Annotated in this window: 17 protein-coding genes and 2 pseudogenes; 4 read left to right on the top strand and 15 right to left on the bottom strand. The window is 60.1% G+C overall.

All coding sequences use genetic code 11. The features are described 5' to 3' along the window. The 6 genes from J6525_RS40295 to J6525_RS40275 form a co-directional block, all read right to left on the bottom strand. A partial coding sequence (locus J6525_RS40295) for a P-loop NTPase family protein (protein WP_512699763.1) occupies positions 1-582 on the bottom strand: 582 nt, incomplete at its 3' end. Between the two features lie 214 nt (positions 583-796). Then, positions 797-1,813, bottom strand: a complete 1,017-nt coding sequence (locus tag J6525_RS40290) for an ATP-dependent DNA ligase (RefSeq protein ID WP_225648798.1) — start codon at positions 1,811-1,813, stop codon at positions 797-799. 278 nt (positions 1,814-2,091) lie between these two features. Continuing rightward, on the bottom strand, positions 2,092-2,277 hold the full coding sequence (locus tag J6525_RS47715; protein ID WP_376708630.1) for a cupin domain-containing protein: 186 nt from the start codon (positions 2,275-2,277) through the stop codon (positions 2,092-2,094). A 34-nt stretch (positions 2,278-2,311) separates the two neighbouring features. Then, the gene (locus tag J6525_RS47710; RefSeq protein ID WP_376708629.1) at positions 2,312-2,581 is read right to left on the bottom strand and encodes a cupin domain-containing protein; all 270 of its coding nucleotides are present in this window, start codon (positions 2,579-2,581) and stop codon (positions 2,312-2,314) included. 345 nt (positions 2,582-2,926) lie between these two features. After that, a complete protein-coding gene (locus J6525_RS40280) occupies positions 2,927-4,045 on the bottom strand; it encodes an NAD(P)/FAD-dependent oxidoreductase (RefSeq protein WP_225648792.1) in 1,119 nt (372 codons plus the stop codon). 142 nt (positions 4,046-4,187) lie between these two features. Then, entirely contained in the window at positions 4,188-5,693 is a 1,506-nt protein-coding gene (locus J6525_RS40275) for an FAD-dependent oxidoreductase (RefSeq protein WP_225648797.1), read from the bottom strand. A gap of 166 nt (positions 5,694-5,859) precedes the next feature. Here J6525_RS40275 and J6525_RS40270 point away from each other — a divergent pair, with 166 nt between their 5' ends. The 4 genes and pseudogenes from J6525_RS40270 to J6525_RS40255 all read left to right on the top strand — a co-directional run bounded on the left by J6525_RS40270 (position 5,860) and on the right by J6525_RS40255 (position 8,661). Further along, complete coding sequence (locus J6525_RS40270) at positions 5,860-6,375, top strand: YciE/YciF ferroxidase family protein (RefSeq protein WP_225648791.1); 516 nt, start codon at positions 5,860-5,862, stop codon at positions 6,373-6,375. Between the two features lie 69 nt (positions 6,376-6,444). Further along, complete coding sequence (locus J6525_RS40265) at positions 6,445-6,960, top strand: inorganic diphosphatase (protein ID WP_069276988.1); 516 nt, start codon at positions 6,445-6,447, stop codon at positions 6,958-6,960. A 457-nt stretch (positions 6,961-7,417) separates the two neighbouring features. Continuing rightward, positions 7,418-7,615 (top strand): annotated as a pseudogene (locus tag J6525_RS40260) (DUF6496 domain-containing protein); the annotation flags it as partial. Positions 7,616-8,100: 485 nt separating this feature from the next. Further along, the gene (locus J6525_RS40255; protein WP_028343205.1) at positions 8,101-8,661 is read left to right on the top strand and encodes a DUF4142 domain-containing protein; all 561 of its coding nucleotides are present in this window, start codon (positions 8,101-8,103) and stop codon (positions 8,659-8,661) included. A gap of 146 nt (positions 8,662-8,807) precedes the next feature. Here the strand turns inward: J6525_RS40255 and J6525_RS47125 are convergent, their stop codons facing one another. The 9 genes and pseudogenes from J6525_RS47125 to J6525_RS40215 all read right to left on the bottom strand — a co-directional run bounded on the left by J6525_RS47125 (position 8,808) and on the right by J6525_RS40215 (position 14,218). Further along, positions 8,808-8,933, bottom strand: a complete 126-nt coding sequence (locus tag J6525_RS47125) for a hypothetical protein (RefSeq protein WP_283809527.1) — start codon at positions 8,931-8,933, stop codon at positions 8,808-8,810. Positions 8,934-9,312: 379 nt separating this feature from the next. Then, positions 9,313-9,513, bottom strand: a complete 201-nt coding sequence (locus J6525_RS40250) for a DUF2269 family protein (protein ID WP_376708631.1) — start codon at positions 9,511-9,513, stop codon at positions 9,313-9,315. 166 nt (positions 9,514-9,679) lie between these two features. Beyond that, positions 9,680-10,234, bottom strand: a complete 555-nt coding sequence (locus J6525_RS40245) for a hypothetical protein (RefSeq protein WP_225648789.1) — start codon at positions 10,232-10,234, stop codon at positions 9,680-9,682. A gap of 22 nt (positions 10,235-10,256) precedes the next feature. Next, a complete protein-coding gene (locus J6525_RS40240) occupies positions 10,257-10,418 on the bottom strand; it encodes a DUF2934 domain-containing protein (protein WP_075968978.1) in 162 nt (53 codons plus the stop codon). Between the two features lie 381 nt (positions 10,419-10,799). Continuing rightward, positions 10,800-11,869, bottom strand: a pseudogene (locus tag J6525_RS40235) (ROK family protein). A gap of 307 nt (positions 11,870-12,176) precedes the next feature. Then, on the bottom strand, positions 12,177-12,653 hold the full coding sequence (locus J6525_RS40230) for a DUF3147 family protein (RefSeq protein ID WP_225648788.1): 477 nt from the start codon (positions 12,651-12,653) through the stop codon (positions 12,177-12,179). After that, positions 12,650-12,997, bottom strand: coding sequence for a DUF3147 family protein (locus J6525_RS40225; RefSeq protein ID WP_092088725.1), 348 nt, complete (start codon positions 12,995-12,997; stop codon positions 12,650-12,652). The genes J6525_RS40230 and J6525_RS40225 overlap by 4 nt, the downstream gene beginning before the upstream one ends. Beyond that, positions 12,994-13,599, bottom strand: a complete 606-nt coding sequence (locus J6525_RS40220; RefSeq protein ID WP_225648787.1) for a cupin domain-containing protein — start codon at positions 13,597-13,599, stop codon at positions 12,994-12,996. The genes J6525_RS40225 and J6525_RS40220 overlap by 4 nt, the downstream gene beginning before the upstream one ends. Beyond that, positions 13,586-14,218, bottom strand: a complete 633-nt coding sequence (locus J6525_RS40215; protein WP_225648786.1) for a phosphatase PAP2 family protein — start codon at positions 14,216-14,218, stop codon at positions 13,586-13,588. The genes J6525_RS40220 and J6525_RS40215 overlap by 14 nt, the downstream gene beginning before the upstream one ends. Positions 14,219-14,329: the final 111 nt, after the last annotated feature.

Here is a 14,329-nt window from a genome sequence, read left to right as displayed (position 1 = left end):
GCCCTGCCAAGCCGAAGGCCAGGCCGCAATGGCGCGCTCACGGATCGTCAAAGTGTCGTCGGGTACCAGACTTCGTTCGACGACCTGATGAATTCGCCCGATGCCATGACAGTTCGGACAGGCGCCTTCCGGCGTGTTAGGCGAGAAGGACTCCGCGTAAAGCAAGGCCTGCCCGCGCAGATATGTGCCCGCCCGCGAATACAGTATGCGCAAGAGGTTGGAGAGCGTCGTGACGCTTCCCACCGACGACCTGGTTGTCGGCGATCCGCGCTGCTGCTGAAGGGCGACGGCTGGCGGCAATCCTTCGACTGCGTCGACGTCGGGCACCTGCATCTGATGGAATAGCCGACGTGCGTAAGGTGATACGGATTCGAGATAACGACGTTGAGCCTCCGCGTATAACGTCCCAAACGCTAAGGAGGACTTGCCGGATCCGGACACGCCTGTGAAGACCACGAGCTCATTGCGCGGGATGTCCAGCGAAACGTTCCGGAGGTTATGCTCCCGCGCTCCGCGGACGCGGACGAAACCGTCGACAATCGCGGAAGTCAGTTCTTCACTTCTATCGGCTTTCTCGAACATCGAGAGGTAAAAGCCCGGCTGCATCTCGTGGTTCCCGAGGGCACCCGGTCGAGTCGCCCGGGGCGCGTTAACGAAGGAACCATGAAGGAACACCCTTGTTGCGTCTGATACGGCAAAGTCCTTGAGACGACCGAAGAATGGCCAAGAGAGATGTGCTACGGCTGGGGCCACCTGGCGCCAATACGATTCACATCTGCGTCGACCCAAGTATCCGTCAGGCTGGCTCGATCGCCCTCATGAGGTCCCGCGCGATCTTTTGCTTCATCTGTTCCATGGTGCACTGGTTCGCCTTCTTGTCGGACCTCCATCTAAGGATGGTCGTGCCGTGCCGAAAGCGGCCACCGGTGAAGTGATCGTAGGACACTTCGACAACGTATTTCGGCTTCACCGCCTGCCATTCGGACGACCGTCTCGTCGACCATCGGCTTGGTCCGCCTGGCGCGTTGCCAGTGAAGCTTTTGGTCGCCGCAATCATCTCGAGTCTTTCGGTCAGCGCCGGCTTGTCCTTTGCCTTGATGGCTGACGAAAAGCCGACGTGGTGCAGGAGGCCGTCTGCATCGTAAAGCCCCAGCAGCAATGAGGCGACAGCTTTGCGGCCGGCCTGCAGCTTCTCGCCGTAGCGAAAGCCTCCAATGACGCAATCAGCGCTGCGATATCGCTTGATCTTCTGCATGCCCTCGCGCTTCCCGGTCTGGTACGGAAGATCGAGCCGCTTCGCGACCACGCCGTCACTTCCGCCGCCGGCCGACTGCAGCCACCGCTCGGCATCCCCGAACTTCGTGCTGGCCGGCGATAGCCGAAATAGCGGCGCGCTCGAAAAACTGCGGCCAGCAAGCTTTTCCAACTGAAGTCGCCGTCGGGACAACGGTTGGTCGGCCAACTTTTTGTCGCCCAGCTCCAGCAGATCGAAAGCGAGAAATAGGGCCGGCGTGTCCCGGGACAGCTTCTGAACGCGGCTAGCGGCCGGATGGATGCGCTGCAGGAGGTCATTGAACGAAAATTGCCCGCCAATCTCGACGACGAGCTCGCCGTCAAGCACAAGCCTCTGCTCGCGCAAATCGCGGGCTGCGGCGACGATCTCCGGGAAGTATCGGGCGAGATCCTGGCCGGACTTCGAGCGCATGGACACCGCGTCCCGGTCCCGCGCCAGCAGGCAACGAAATCCGTCCCATTTGGGTTCATATTGCCACTCCTTTCCGACTGGAATGGCATCGACAGAACGTGCCTCCATCGCCTCCATACGGACACCACGCGGCGGCATTTCGACCTCCTGCTCGATGATTGGTCGCGGGAATACTATCGTGCGCGCCACTTTGGCGGTCAGGAGCCGCGCCAGGACGTCACCCGTAACTTTCAAATGCGCTTCGACGAGCGCGCGGGGAAGCCAGCGGTTAAGCGAGATGTCGACATACCGGTTCGACCTGACATCTCCAGAAACCGCAGCGGGCGGTCTCCCGTGTTGTCGATGTAGTGCCCATCGCGAACGCGGCGTGTGGGCGAGCCAGTCGGTTAGTAGGAAAGTGTTTTCTTCCGAGAATGCACCATCGTCGAAGACGAGCAGAAACTCGCACCCTTCACGTCGCTGTTGAGTCCTTGGATCGAGTGCGGGATTCCCGCCGGAAAATAGAAACATCGTCCGCGAATGTTCGAGCCGGCCTCGTCGACCGCGGTGATCCGCGCCTTGCCTCGAAGCATGTACGACCATTCGGCTTGTTTGTGCCAATGCAGTTCAGACGCCCCCTGCCTCCAGTCTCATGTTGACTCCTGACACGTCCTCTGCGATCGGCAGTTCTCGGATCGTCGTCTCGCGGGTCCACCCGCTCTTTTCGATCCTGACGTGACTGTCAGCGAACGACCATTTCAGATTGGGCATCGAGCCGTGATCGGTTTCCGGCGGGCGGATGGTGAAGGGCTCCTGAACTTCCCGCGCAGGCTTGCGAGAGCCCGAGATGTGGGCCCCTTTGCCGTCTCGTTTAGGCTCCGGCGGATCTTTAGCCATGACCATTCTTGATCGATCGTTGTCGGTCCTTCCAGAACGGCCTCGGGTCCCCTTCGTTGCTAGAGCACCGCGTACGGCCACAGCGTTCGCAGTAGGAACGGTTCCGCCGCCGGTCCATTGCCCAGATTGAAGGAGCAGGGAATGGCGGATCAGGTGCGGCACGGAGCGATGAAGCGCAATCCAGCACAGACGTTTCGGAAGGCGTGAGACCGCCCGCACGGTGCGGCAAAGGAAAGAAGGGCAGCCGCCGGGCCAGGTGCTCGCATTTCTGCGTGATGTGGTGCGAGAGGCTCCGCTGCCCTCGGTGCTCGTCGCCTTCATGCTGGGCTGCCTGATCGCGCGTCGTTAGCCGGGAATATCGCGATCAATCGCAAGATCATCGAACAGGGGCGAAGAACCTCCGGCAAGCATCGCCGCCAGAAGTTCCGCCGCGAGGAAGCTGAAGGTAATGCCGTTACCGCCATAGCCAAAGGCGGCGAAGATATTCTTGGAGCCGGGCACCCTGCCGATCAACGGCAAGCCGTCATGTGTGGTATCGAAGGCGCCCGACCAGCCGAACGCCACATCTTCCGATGCATGCGGCCAAAGCGCCTTCAGATAATCTTTGAGCGCCCTCACCTTGGCAGGCGTGGCGTCATCACGAGCGTCAGGCTCGATGAGCGTACGGTCATCTTCGCCACCAAGGATGATGCGGCCATCAGCGGTGGTCCGCGCATAGTGATAGTTCCGGCTCGCTTCCCAGATGAGCGCCTGTTCGGGCCACAGATGGCCTGGCTGCCGCCGGCTCGCGATGGCCCAGCTGGAAGCTGGTTGCTGCGCCGTGGGCCGCACAATATCCGGCATCACATAGCCGGTCGCGAGCACAACCTGGCGCGCCTCGATCGAAAGTCCGTTCTCAAGGCCGACGGTGACTCTCTGGGCCGTGCTGTCGTAGGCAACCGCGTTGGCCTTGAGAAGGCGGGCACCGCGTTGCAGGGAGATATCAAGCAGGCCATGTGTGAGCAGCACAGGATCGGCATCAGCCGCATCCCTTGACAAAAGGGCGCCCGCCCGCGCGATGCCGAAGCGCTTCAGCAGCGCGGCGTGATCGAGATAGAGGGACGGCAGATCGGCGCGGCTCCTCAGCGCATATTCATCCTGAACAAGGTTCGGACTGTCATCGACGACGAGATAGAGCGAGAGACGCCGTCGCATCTGGCAGGCAATTCCATGCTGCCTAACCAGGGACGGCAGGCCTTGCGCGGCATGGTGGCTGGCCCGATAGCAGCGAACCGCCTTCTCGAAACCATAGAGCTGCGCGAGCTCGAACAGCGGCCGGTCGATTTCCCAGAGCAGCATGGCGGTGCTGGCCACCGTGCTGCCGAGACTGGGAAGCTCGCGATCGATGACGACCACCTGGCGGCCTTGCCGTGTCAGGCGCTCGGCCATCAGCGCACCGGTGATGCCGGCGCCGATGATCAACACCTCGCACCGAAAGCTGTCAACGATCGGCTCAATTGGCAGCGGCCGTAGGACGGCCCACGGTGGGCGCGGGCTACGCAGATCGCCCTGCTCGATGTCCTCGTCCTTGAAGATGGAACGCTCCCTGAGCCTTGACCGGATCTCGCTAGACCTTTACCGGGCGCAAAGCCGACACGGCCGGAGCATTGATCGGCCGTCCGTTGGGCGCAAAGATCGAACCGTGGCACGGACAATCCCAGCAGCTCTCGAAGCTGTTCCAGTGCAGATGACAGCCAATATGCGTGCAACTGGCCGAATGAAGATGCAGTTCGCCAGCCTTGTCCTTGTAGGCTGCGATCTTTTCGAGTCCCCGCCGCAGAATGGCGCCCTCACCCGGCTGAAGCTCTTCGAGCGAAGCGATTTCACCCGGCGCCACATATTCCGCGAGGTTTTGCAGGATCGTCATGTTCTCGCGCAGGAAATTCCGCGCCGCTGCGAGCGGCTTGCGATCCGGCGCATAGACGGACTTCCACGGATGATCTTCGCCCAGAATGAGGGCTGTGTTCAGCATCGCGCCCATCACACCATGGGTCAGGCCCTGGCCTGAATCGCCCATTGCAAGGTAAATGCGCTCGCTGCCGGGCTCGCGGCCGATGAAGCCGGCATAGTCGATCGTGTCGAGAACCTGACCCGACCAGCGATGGGTTATGCGGTCCAAAGCCGGGATCAATTCACGCGCCCAGTTCTCCAGCCGAGCAAAGCGCTGGTCGGCATCGTTGGCCTCACCGCTTTTATGGTCTTCGCCGCCGACCAGCACGAAATCAACCTCCTCGGGGCCCGTTTGCAACCGCACATAATGGTAGGGATCTTCGGTGTCCCAATAGAGCGCGTCGGGCAGTTCGCCCCGCGCGATGGCAAAGGCGAGCACGTAAGTGCGGTAAGGAGCAACCTTGGTATGCAGTTGAAAGCGGTCGGCGATTGATGCGTTGGTCGCGATGACAGCATGCGCGGCCGTGATCTGCCCCTGTGAGGTTCGCAGCGTGACGCCGCCGTCATGTTCGGCGACTTCCTCGACCGGGCTGTTGGCAAAGAAACGGACGCTGCCGCTTGCGCAAGCGGCAGCAAGTCCGGCGAGATATTTGAGGGGATGGAATTTTGCCTGGCGCGGATAGCGCAAGACGTGCCGGCTCTCGCAGCCCTTGAGCGGCACGCCGACCAGCCGGTGCACCGGTGCGCCGACCTCGCGCACCGCTTCCAGCTCCTCATCGAATATGTCGGCCGGCATGCCATTGCCTTGAAAAAGATAGCCGTCAAGACGGAGAAAGTCGCAGGCAATTTTCTCACTTGTCTGGATTTCCTCGATGCGATCCACGGCGGCGGCCTGACTTTCGTAGAACAGCTTGGCGGCCTCGGCGCGGCGCAGCTTCCTGAATTCGCTCATCAAATCATCGCAGAGCGGTGCAAGATGCGCCGAGGTGCGCGCCGTCATGCCGCTTGCGATACCCTTGCGGTCGATGACGATGACCGAGCGGCCGCGCTTCATCAATTCGTACGCCGTCGACAGTCCGGCGATGCCCGAACCAACCACGGCGACATCGCATTGCACATCGCCTTTGAGGGCACCCGCCTCCGGCAGGATTTCGGTCTCCATCCAGAGCGAGGTGCTGTCCATGTTGAACTCCACCCAAAGAGGCAAAACGCGGCCTGTTTGCGCGAGTTCCTGCGGACGCACGAGACGCCCCACCATCATAATCTTCCCGGCCGGCTGTGGCGTTCACGCCCAGGAACCAGCACGGCGAGCATGCGTTCCCCCCGCTTTAGGAGCGAGGAGCGGCGTCATGGGACTATTCACCAAAGACATCAAGACGATGGATGATCTGCTGCTGCATGGCTTGCAGGACATCTATTATGCCGAGGAGCAGATCACCAAGGCCCTGCCGAAGATGATCGACAAAGCCACCAACCGGGATCTGGCCACGGGCCTCAAGAACCATCTCGAGGAGACCAACAAGCAGATCGAGCGTCTCGAAAAGGTATTCGAGAAACTCGGCCAATCGCCAAGCGGCACGCAATGCCCAGCCATCGACGGGATCATCAAGGAAGCCGACGAGACGGCCGGCGAGATCGAGGACAAGACGGTGCTGGATGCGGCGCTCGTCGCCAACGCGCAGGCCGTCGAGCACTACGAGATATGCCGCTACGGCACCTTGATCGCCTGGGCGGAGGAGCTCGGCCACGACGATATCGTGCGCTTCCTTACCACGAACCTAAACGAAGAGAAGACCGCGAACGCCAAGCTCAATACGGTTGCGTTGCGCAAGGGCGTCAACAAGAAGGCCTCCACCTCCGCCTGATTCCCGGCAGGGCTCGCGGATCGATTTCCGTCGGGCCCGCTGCTTCTTTCGAGGCCCGAGTCGTCCGCCATGACCAATCTGACAAAACTACCGAGTTGGGCCGACCATAACAACATCTTCGCCGTGGTCGAGACGCCGCGCGGCAGTTCGTGCAAGCTCGATTTCGATCCGAAGCTTGGCGTTTTTGCCTTGGCGAAGCCACTGATGGCCGGCCTGACCTATCCCTACGACTGGGGGTTCATTCCCTCGACCAAGGCCGAGGATGGCGATCCGCTGGATGTGCTGATCTTGCATGACGCGCAGACCTATCCGGGCGTCGTGCTGCGCTGCCGTCCCATCGGCATTCTCGAAGTCGAACAGAAGAAAAAGGGCGAGACGGAGCGCAACGATCGGGTGTTTGCGGTGCCTGATAGATCACCGCTCGAAACTGATCTCAAGGATATCCGCGATCTTCCCACCCATGCACGCGATGACCTCGAACAGTTCTTTCGAGCAACGAATGCGCTGGAGAACAAGGAGCTGAAGTTTCTGGGCTGGCATGGTCCCAGCCGTGCGGCCAAGACCATCAAACGGCTGGCCCGCTGAATCGGGCTCGAAATAGGAGGTGAACCCTTGGGACGAACCATCGTGTGGCTACCCTGATCCCTTGGTTGATGCAGCAACAATTTCCGGGAGTATTTGCCGTTCAAGCTGACGGGCTGTCGCCTCCGCCGACCATCCAATCCTCGATACCTTCTTCATCTTCCTCGGTGCTAAGCCGCCAACCGCGTCGGCCGGCTTGGTCGGATGGCTGGTGCTTGAGCCGAATTCTGGTGCGGCGCATCGATCGAGGTTCTCCAACCTATCAAGCGTGAAACATCTGACAGCGTTCCTATGAGGACACCGCATTCGGTATATCCTCTAACGGATGCTCGGAATGGTGCGTTGGAACTTGCCAGCGCCATCTAGATTGTCGATGCGGTGGATGGGAAAGCCGACAGCGCGGAAGTCATGCTTCTGGCAGTTCAACTAGCAGTGTCTTTTAGTGGAAAGAGAAGAACCCATGGCAAAAAAAGCCAAGAAGAAGCGTCGCTACTCGAAGAGCTCGGGCTCGGACGTCAAGAGCGAGATGCGACGGTACAAGAAGGGGACGGCCAAAAGTGGCCGTGGCGGAAAGGGCGGCAAGGTAAAAAGCAAGAAGCAGGCGATCGCGATCGGACTTTCCAAGGCCCGCAAAAAAGGCAAGAAAGTCCCCAAGAAAAAGAAGTAATGGAGCCGATGTACAGGTCACTGCGTAGTGACGCGTATACCTCCGCCACGTTTACCGGCACTCGGCTTAAAACTTCAGGGTAGTGCGTAGGCCAACCACCACCTCGCCTTTGACGATAGCTTGGCCAAGAACGGGGCGGGAATCAGCGAAAAGCGCAAATGCGACGGCTACTGCGTCCAGTTCCACCTCAACCGCAAGGAGGTCTACACCCGCAACAGGGGTTTGGTCACGGGATCGTTCCACCGCCCGAGCGGTCGAAGATGCCGCAAGACCGGTTACTTGAGGCCGCTGCTATCTGGCGGGTCTCCTGTTGCGGCCGGTCGCCACTACGACGTCTTGATCGCCTGGATGGAAAGCTCAGCCACACGATATCGTTCGATCCCTCGCCGCCAAATTCGACGAGCAGACGGCGACTAAGCTCAACTAACGCCTCGCAAGGGCGTCAATTGCAAGACCGCAAACTGATGGAGATACACATGAGACGCACTATAATAGCAATCGCGTGCATTTTGCTGGCGACACCGGTCATGGCGCAATCCGTCAGCGAAAAGACCGGCGTCAATTCCGTGCTCGGGGTCAGCCCCTCGACGGTGGATTTTGTCAAGCAGGTCGCGATATCGGACATGTTTGAAATCGAGTCTAACAAGCTCGCACAGCAGAAGGGAAATGCAGCGGAGAAGACTTTCGCTTCCCAGATGGTAACGGACCACACCAAAACCAGCACCGAGCTGAAGGGACTTGTCACCAGTGGCAAGGTGAAAGCCGAATTGCCCAGCGCTCTCGATTCATCGCACCAAAGCAAGCTCGACAAGCTGAAGGGTGCCAACGGTAACGACTTCAGCTCGGAGTTCAATTCGATGCAGGTCAGCGCTCATAAGGATGCCGTCGACCTGTTCGAGCGCTATGCCAAGGGCGGCGATAACGCGGATCTGAAGAATTGGGCCGGCAAAACCCTGCCGGCGCTTAAGCATCATCTTGAGATGGCGCAGGATCTCGACAAGAAGCCCGCGCCTACGGTCGGCGAGGGCAAGAAATAGCGGAAGGACGGAGCCGTTGCGAGGCGGCTCCTTTCCCCTTTTGCTGCCGCTGGCGGTTGGCCGCCCGGTCTGGGATTCGGCAATGCACCCAGATTCCGTCGACCCGGCAGAAATCGCAGTCGACGTTTTCGAGTTCCAGGATAGCTTCAGCGGTCAATCGCGGTCACGACGCTTTGGTAGTAAGGCGCACATTCCTCGCCGCGCGCGCCCACGAGCTCCTTGGAATAGTCGTCCAGCGCTGTGGCGAGATGCGCGGTCGTGCGCGCCGTCATGCCGGTGTCGATCCAGCACGATCACGGAGCGCCCACGGCTTACAAGCTCTACGCCACCGGCAGCCCAGCAATGCCAGAACCGACCACGACCACGTCCGCCCGGTCGGATCCCGACAGGCTAGCAACTTCGACCACCGGGACATTCATCCAGAGCGATTGCGTATATTCATCTCGCACGCAGAGTTCTTGGCCAATAACGGAGGCGCGCCTGAGCAACAGGCGCTTTGGCGGCCTAACAGGTATCCCCTCCTATCCGCTCGACCATCCCGGAGGCCTGCGCGCTCCCCGGCAACTACTGCAAGCTGGCATGCCACCGCGAGCGGAGCATCCTGGCGAGCTCGGCACTGCCATCACGCTTCAAAACACCTCAAGTTAAGGTTTAGCTATCATCAGCCAGAGTATAGCGGCCACCGCCATGAACACTGGAATGCCGAAGGCAAACCACAGCCAGCAGATTCGGTGAGACGAGAGATACAGCACCATCGACCACGATCCATCCTTCCCAGAAGGAGTAACCGACGTGCAGCACAAGCAGCGAGCCTGTGACGGGCTGTGCAACGACAGCGGTGGCTGTGAAGATACAATCCGCGCCTCGTTGAGATCGTGCCAGGACACCTAATGTCGGCGATTCTACTCATCGAAAGGACCGAATGGCCGTGCGAGGAAAGCCAGCCACAATAGCGGACCTTAAAAGTCCTGTCGCTCCGATGACGGCAACCTTCATTGATGGTGCTCCGCGTTCGGAGCTAAGCCCTCTTCCGCGACCGTAAGCCTCGAACGAATTCCTCCATATAGGGAAGGACTTCAAACAGCAGGACCGCGAATAGAAACGCCGCCACATACGTCCATGGTAATGGCTCTCGCTTCAGGGCGAGTTCGTAACGTGCGGGCCCAGAACCCAGTCCCCAAAGGCTGAGGAATTGCGGCCAGTTTAAGATGATGACGATCACCATCGCCATGAGAGGCATCAGCTCGAGAAAACTATGGACCTGCTGTTCGATGGGCGTGATGCTCCGCTTATGGCTGGCGAATGTTGTATCCCAGAGGGCTGTCAGCTGGTGCGTAACAAAGCCGACGATCATAGCCGCAATAATAAGAGCGTTGATTTCAAAAAAAAACGCCGCCAGCAATGGTATCGCAAGTTCGATCAACATCAACAGATGAAGTAGGGTTTCCTTATAGCCGCTTGTCGTCTCAATCCGAGATGCGCGATGGCAAAGATAATCAGCAAACCCCGCCAATAACCAAAGGGGCAGCACAAAGTACAGCAATACAGTTTCGGCTGCTGCGGAATGAGACATCCGGTTAGCGCTTCTTCTCTGCTTACAGGCTATCTGGAGTGCGGAGGGGAGATGACTTGTCCTCGTTTCGCAACTCCTGCTCCGCCAACCGCCAGAATTCTTCCTCCCTGCCTTCGGGCTTGCCGCTCCGCTCCCATATCTCGTAGGCGCGCTTCTCGATTTCCTTTTCGGTCGGTTGGGTCACCACGTGCCTCCTTCAACTCTGTAGGGATCGTGGGCTGGGTTTCCGCTAATCACGGCCTCTTCGACGGTTAGTCGTCAGCGACACGCTCGGCCGCCGCTATCACAGCAGTCATTTCCACTCGCTAGCGCCGATCCCTCCTTCCGGTGATAAACCCGCGAAGTCAGCGAGGTTCCTCCGTTGAAACCTTGCCCTATGAGTGGCAAAAAGTCGCCCTTGGCCGAACGAAATCGCGGTGGTGACCGCCGCCTATGCCAGTTCAGGAAGGAAATTTCAGCTGCCTCCTGAGATGCCGATCTTGGTCTCCCCAAAAACGCGTTTCACAACCCAGCCAACGATCGGCCCTCATTTTACCGGATATCGAGCCACCTTCTTCCCATAACCTCAGCGTTCGCCTTTGCCATTGCGGTTGGTAAAGCGGGCGTTGCCGAGACCGGTGCCGATCGTCAGCACGCCCCAACGCTTCACGTCTTGCATGAAGGGGACCTCAGAAAGTCCCTGCACGACCCCATCGTTGTGCATGATGACGGCGGTGTCGTTCTCCCCGATCTGCGGGATCGCCTGGACGAGACTTGCGGGTACATTGAACTTGCTGCTCTCCCAGTTGCCGGGCAAGTTCTGCGCGCCCTTCTCGATCGAGCCGTCGCTCTTGATAACGCCTGGGCATGCGATGCCGATGAATGGCGCGAGCTTGAATCCCTCGTCTTCCGCCTTCGCGATCAGTTCTTTGAGCATCTTGACCAGGCGCCTCACAGCGTTCTCACGCGACGGCTCGTCGTCGGCATGACGCCATAGTCGAACTGCCACACGCACGCCTTGGAGAGGTTCGGCGCCTTCTTGCGCCGCGTTTCCACGACGCCGCAGCGGATGTTCGTGCCTCCGATGTCCACGGCAAGGATGGAGTCGTGCGCTTCGAAGATCCAGGATGGAGCGAGCTATAGCGCGCCGATAAGGCCGGCGTCGTCCGGATGAGAATGGATCGGGAGCATCTCGACCTTATAGTTGTCCGCCTTCAGGAGGATTTCGGCCCGGGCGATGGCGAGTTCGCCGAGGCGGCTGTCCCGAAAACCGCCGCCCACTACGATGCGCTCGGTTTTTTCCCAGGCCTTGGCTTTTAGGAACCGCCGCGTTACGCGGGTGAGCTCCTGTGCAAAGTCCTCGATGGCGCTGTGGACGACAACGGAGGCTTCGGGATCGTCGCCGCCAAGGACGGCGTCGAGCTCCTTTTTGCTGATATCTTCGGAAAGCTCCTTCCCGAAGGGATCTTCGCCAAATTTGCGCAGCGGCTTTCGCCATTTTTCGAGAGTTTCCCGGAAGGCGCCCTTGCTGGCACGGTCCCCCAGGAATTCGTCCTCATCTTTAAGTTCGAGGTTGAAACTGTCGATCTCGACCCACGGGAGGCGAGAGGCGCCGTGTGCGGCTATGCCGGTGGTCTTGATCGTTTCGTCGGCCATTCTAAACCTTGCACAAGCCGCGTGCAGCAACTGGACTGCTTTGCATTCAACCCGCGCCGATAACCGCAGTTCCTCTGGTCTCCCTTGTGCACGATCTTGGGACGAACCGTGCTGCATTTCGCCCGGCCCTCAAATGCCCCAATAGGACCTCAAGTGCCCCAACAGGAGTCGCGTCAGCCCGTGTACTGCTGGGAAATCAATATCTGGGCGGGTGACGGTGCCGATATGAATGCCCGGAAGGTAGCTCGGCCATGACGAGATCAAACTTCCTCATTGCGAACTAATGAAGAAAAGATCGCCAGCCCGTCTATCGCGTTTGCGAATTCGTGGAGCCGCTGGGCTCTTTCACGGTCCGCGTCGATCTCATTTTCCGGCGCACGTACCAAGCCGCTACCGCGATAGTCAACCAGGCGAGGGAGGCGCCGACGAAGACGGCGGGGATGTTGCCGCGTGGGATTAGCATCGAGAAACCAACCGCGAAGGCCAGCATGCCCAGCGCGCCGAGCGAAGCGCCAGCGGCATCGACGGCGGCCGCCATTTGCCCGCGGCGCTTGCCGGCGAGACCCGCTTCGCGCTTGCGGCGAATTTCATGCTTCTCAATCAGCGTTGCGCTCGCGCAGAATATGGCTGGAAGGGCAAGAAAAACGCCACCGATGACTGCTCCATAGCGACTGCTGATGAGGCCGGTAAAGACGGTCGCAGCGCCGCCAAGCACGAAGCGAATCAGATATTCGTACCAGCGGCCTTCCTTGAGAGATGATGTTGAAAAGCGGATCGGGCTCACGTCTGACCTCCAGCGAAAACCAGCAGCCCGAAAGCGGCGACCAGCCAAATGACGAGTGACAGCAAGGTCGCCGTCACCGCTCGCAGCTTTGCGCGGACAAGCAGATGGCAGGCGACGACACTGTAGATGGCGAGCGCAACAGCTCCCGCAATCATCGCCTGAGCTTGCAAGGCGGCGTAATTGACCCCGTGCTGATACACCGCGATCCCAAGCGTCGCGAGCGCGACCGAGGGCGCTGCTCCGAACAGGCCGGCGAAGCTCTTTGGACGCAGGAGATCTCCCAGCATCGCGAAGACCGATACGACGGCGCCCCCGAGGACGAAGCGGATGACGTACTCGGTCATTTCGCTCTCTTCCAGAGCTTCGAGAGCGGCCCGCCGGCCCCATAGACCGGATCCTTACGCGGCACCGAAACCTTCGGAATGGCTTTCAGCGCCCGCTGACGGTCTTCGACGCTCGTGCACTCGTCGTATGTACCGGTCGGCGGGTATGCCCCGATGACGAGGAACTCATCGCCCGCGGAAAGGCACTGATGGCCTGTGCCGGCGGGAAGAACCGCGATGTCCCCAGCCTTCAGGGTGAAGATCTTCCCTTTGTTGCCGCCGAACCGAACGCGGCCCTTGCCGCGCGCGATGCCGAGCACCTCATGGATCCTGGAGTGATAATGCACGTAATCGTAGATGCCATCCCGCCAGCTATCTCCCCATCCGTTCGCTTCAAATAGGTCTTCGATCACGGCTGCGGCGTCCAGGTCCTCGTCGAAAGCGACCGCGTTTCGATACAGTATGAGCGGCCATCGCGGGTGATTTGGAATGAGACCGTCGTCCTTAAAGCGAACCGTACCAGGCTTTCGCGCTCGCGCGAGATCCACAGCCTTCCGCTTGCCGGGGCGCTTCAGACCGGTTGCGCGCTCCATGTATCCCTTCAGGTCTTCAAGAGTCGGCATGATCATCCTCCGTTGAAATTCCGTTCGAGTAGCCGGTCCAAAGCCGGAGGACCCGTTCGAGAATCGCCCCGAGTGCGAAGCCGGCAACGACATCGCTCGCCCAATGCGCCAGGATCGCAATGCGAGTGAGCGACAGCCCGACCGCAATCGCGCGGATCGCCCGCCGGAGACCAGCCGGCAACCCGCTGGCCGCCGATGCCAGTGCGCCCATGTGCAGCGCGTGGCCTGAGGGAAACGCATCTTTTCGTTTGCCGGAAAGCGAGACGCCATGCATATGCCCAATCACCGTCCGACGATCCGGCCGAGTTTGGTCGAATACGAGTTTTAGATCATGGGGCAGCAGCGACGCAGCGACCGTCACTGGCAGAGCATGGTTTCCTGCGCGCCGCAGCGGCACCCCACAACCGCGCGAGGCAAGCCGGCCGACGGCTGTGAGGCCCAGAAGAAGCTTCTCATCTGCGCCCCAGGTCAGGGCGCGGGCCACCTGCTCCGGGGCCGGCGCAGTGCTGCGGGCGATTGAATGTGCCACCGCGACATCCGCTCTGGTCGGTCTAACATTCACCGGAAAGCTTGGACTGCGGCCAAGGCGCCTTGCTGACAAGCTAGCGATCTTGAACATGTCTCAACGATCGGAAAGGTAAGTACCTCCCCAACGCTCAACGTGCCGTCGAGGTCCTCCCCCGGCTTTCCAAACAAGGAAAGTCGGCGGTTCGGCGTCCGGGCAGGAATC

The organism is Bradyrhizobium australafricanum (assembly GCF_020329495.1).
Lineage (GTDB): Bacteria > Pseudomonadota > Alphaproteobacteria > Rhizobiales > Xanthobacteraceae > Bradyrhizobium > Bradyrhizobium australafricanum.
The sequence above is the reverse complement of the archived record's forward strand: the minus strand, read 5'-3'. Positions and strand labels throughout refer to the sequence as shown.

Coding starts and splice junctions, on each gene's coding strand:
- J6525_RS47715 (WP_376708630.1), bottom strand. CDS start 2,277: ATGCTTCGAGGCAAGGCGCGGATCACCGCGGTCGACGAGGCCGGCTCG.
- J6525_RS40255 (WP_028343205.1), top strand. CDS start 8,101: ATGAGACGCACTATAATAGCAATCGCGTGCATTTTGCTGGCGACACCG.
- J6525_RS40245 (WP_225648789.1), bottom strand. CDS start 10,234: ATGTCTCATTCCGCAGCAGCCGAAACTGTATTGCTGTACTTTGTGCTG.
- J6525_RS40270 (WP_225648791.1), top strand. CDS start 5,860: ATGGGACTATTCACCAAAGACATCAAGACGATGGATGATCTGCTGCTG.
- J6525_RS40275 (WP_225648797.1), bottom strand. CDS start 5,693: ATGGACAGCACCTCGCTCTGGATGGAGACCGAAATCCTGCCGGAGGCG.
- J6525_RS40225 (WP_092088725.1), bottom strand. CDS start 12,997: ATGACCGAGTACGTCATCCGCTTCGTCCTCGGGGGCGCCGTCGTATCG.
- J6525_RS47710 (WP_376708629.1), bottom strand. CDS start 2,581: ATGGCTAAAGATCCGCCGGAGCCTAAACGAGACGGCAAAGGGGCCCAC.
- J6525_RS40265 (WP_069276988.1), top strand. CDS start 6,445: ATGACCAATCTGACAAAACTACCGAGTTGGGCCGACCATAACAACATC.
- J6525_RS40290 (WP_225648798.1), bottom strand. CDS start 1,813: ATGGAGGCACGTTCTGTCGATGCCATTCCAGTCGGAAAGGAGTGGCAA.
- J6525_RS47125 (WP_283809527.1), bottom strand. CDS start 8,933: ATGACGGCGCGCACGACCGCGCATCTCGCCACAGCGCTGGACGACTAT.
- J6525_RS40215 (WP_225648786.1), bottom strand. CDS start 14,218: ATGTTCAAGATCGCTAGCTTGTCAGCAAGGCGCCTTGGCCGCAGTCCA.
- J6525_RS40220 (WP_225648787.1), bottom strand. CDS start 13,599: ATGCCGACTCTTGAAGACCTGAAGGGATACATGGAGCGCGCAACCGGT.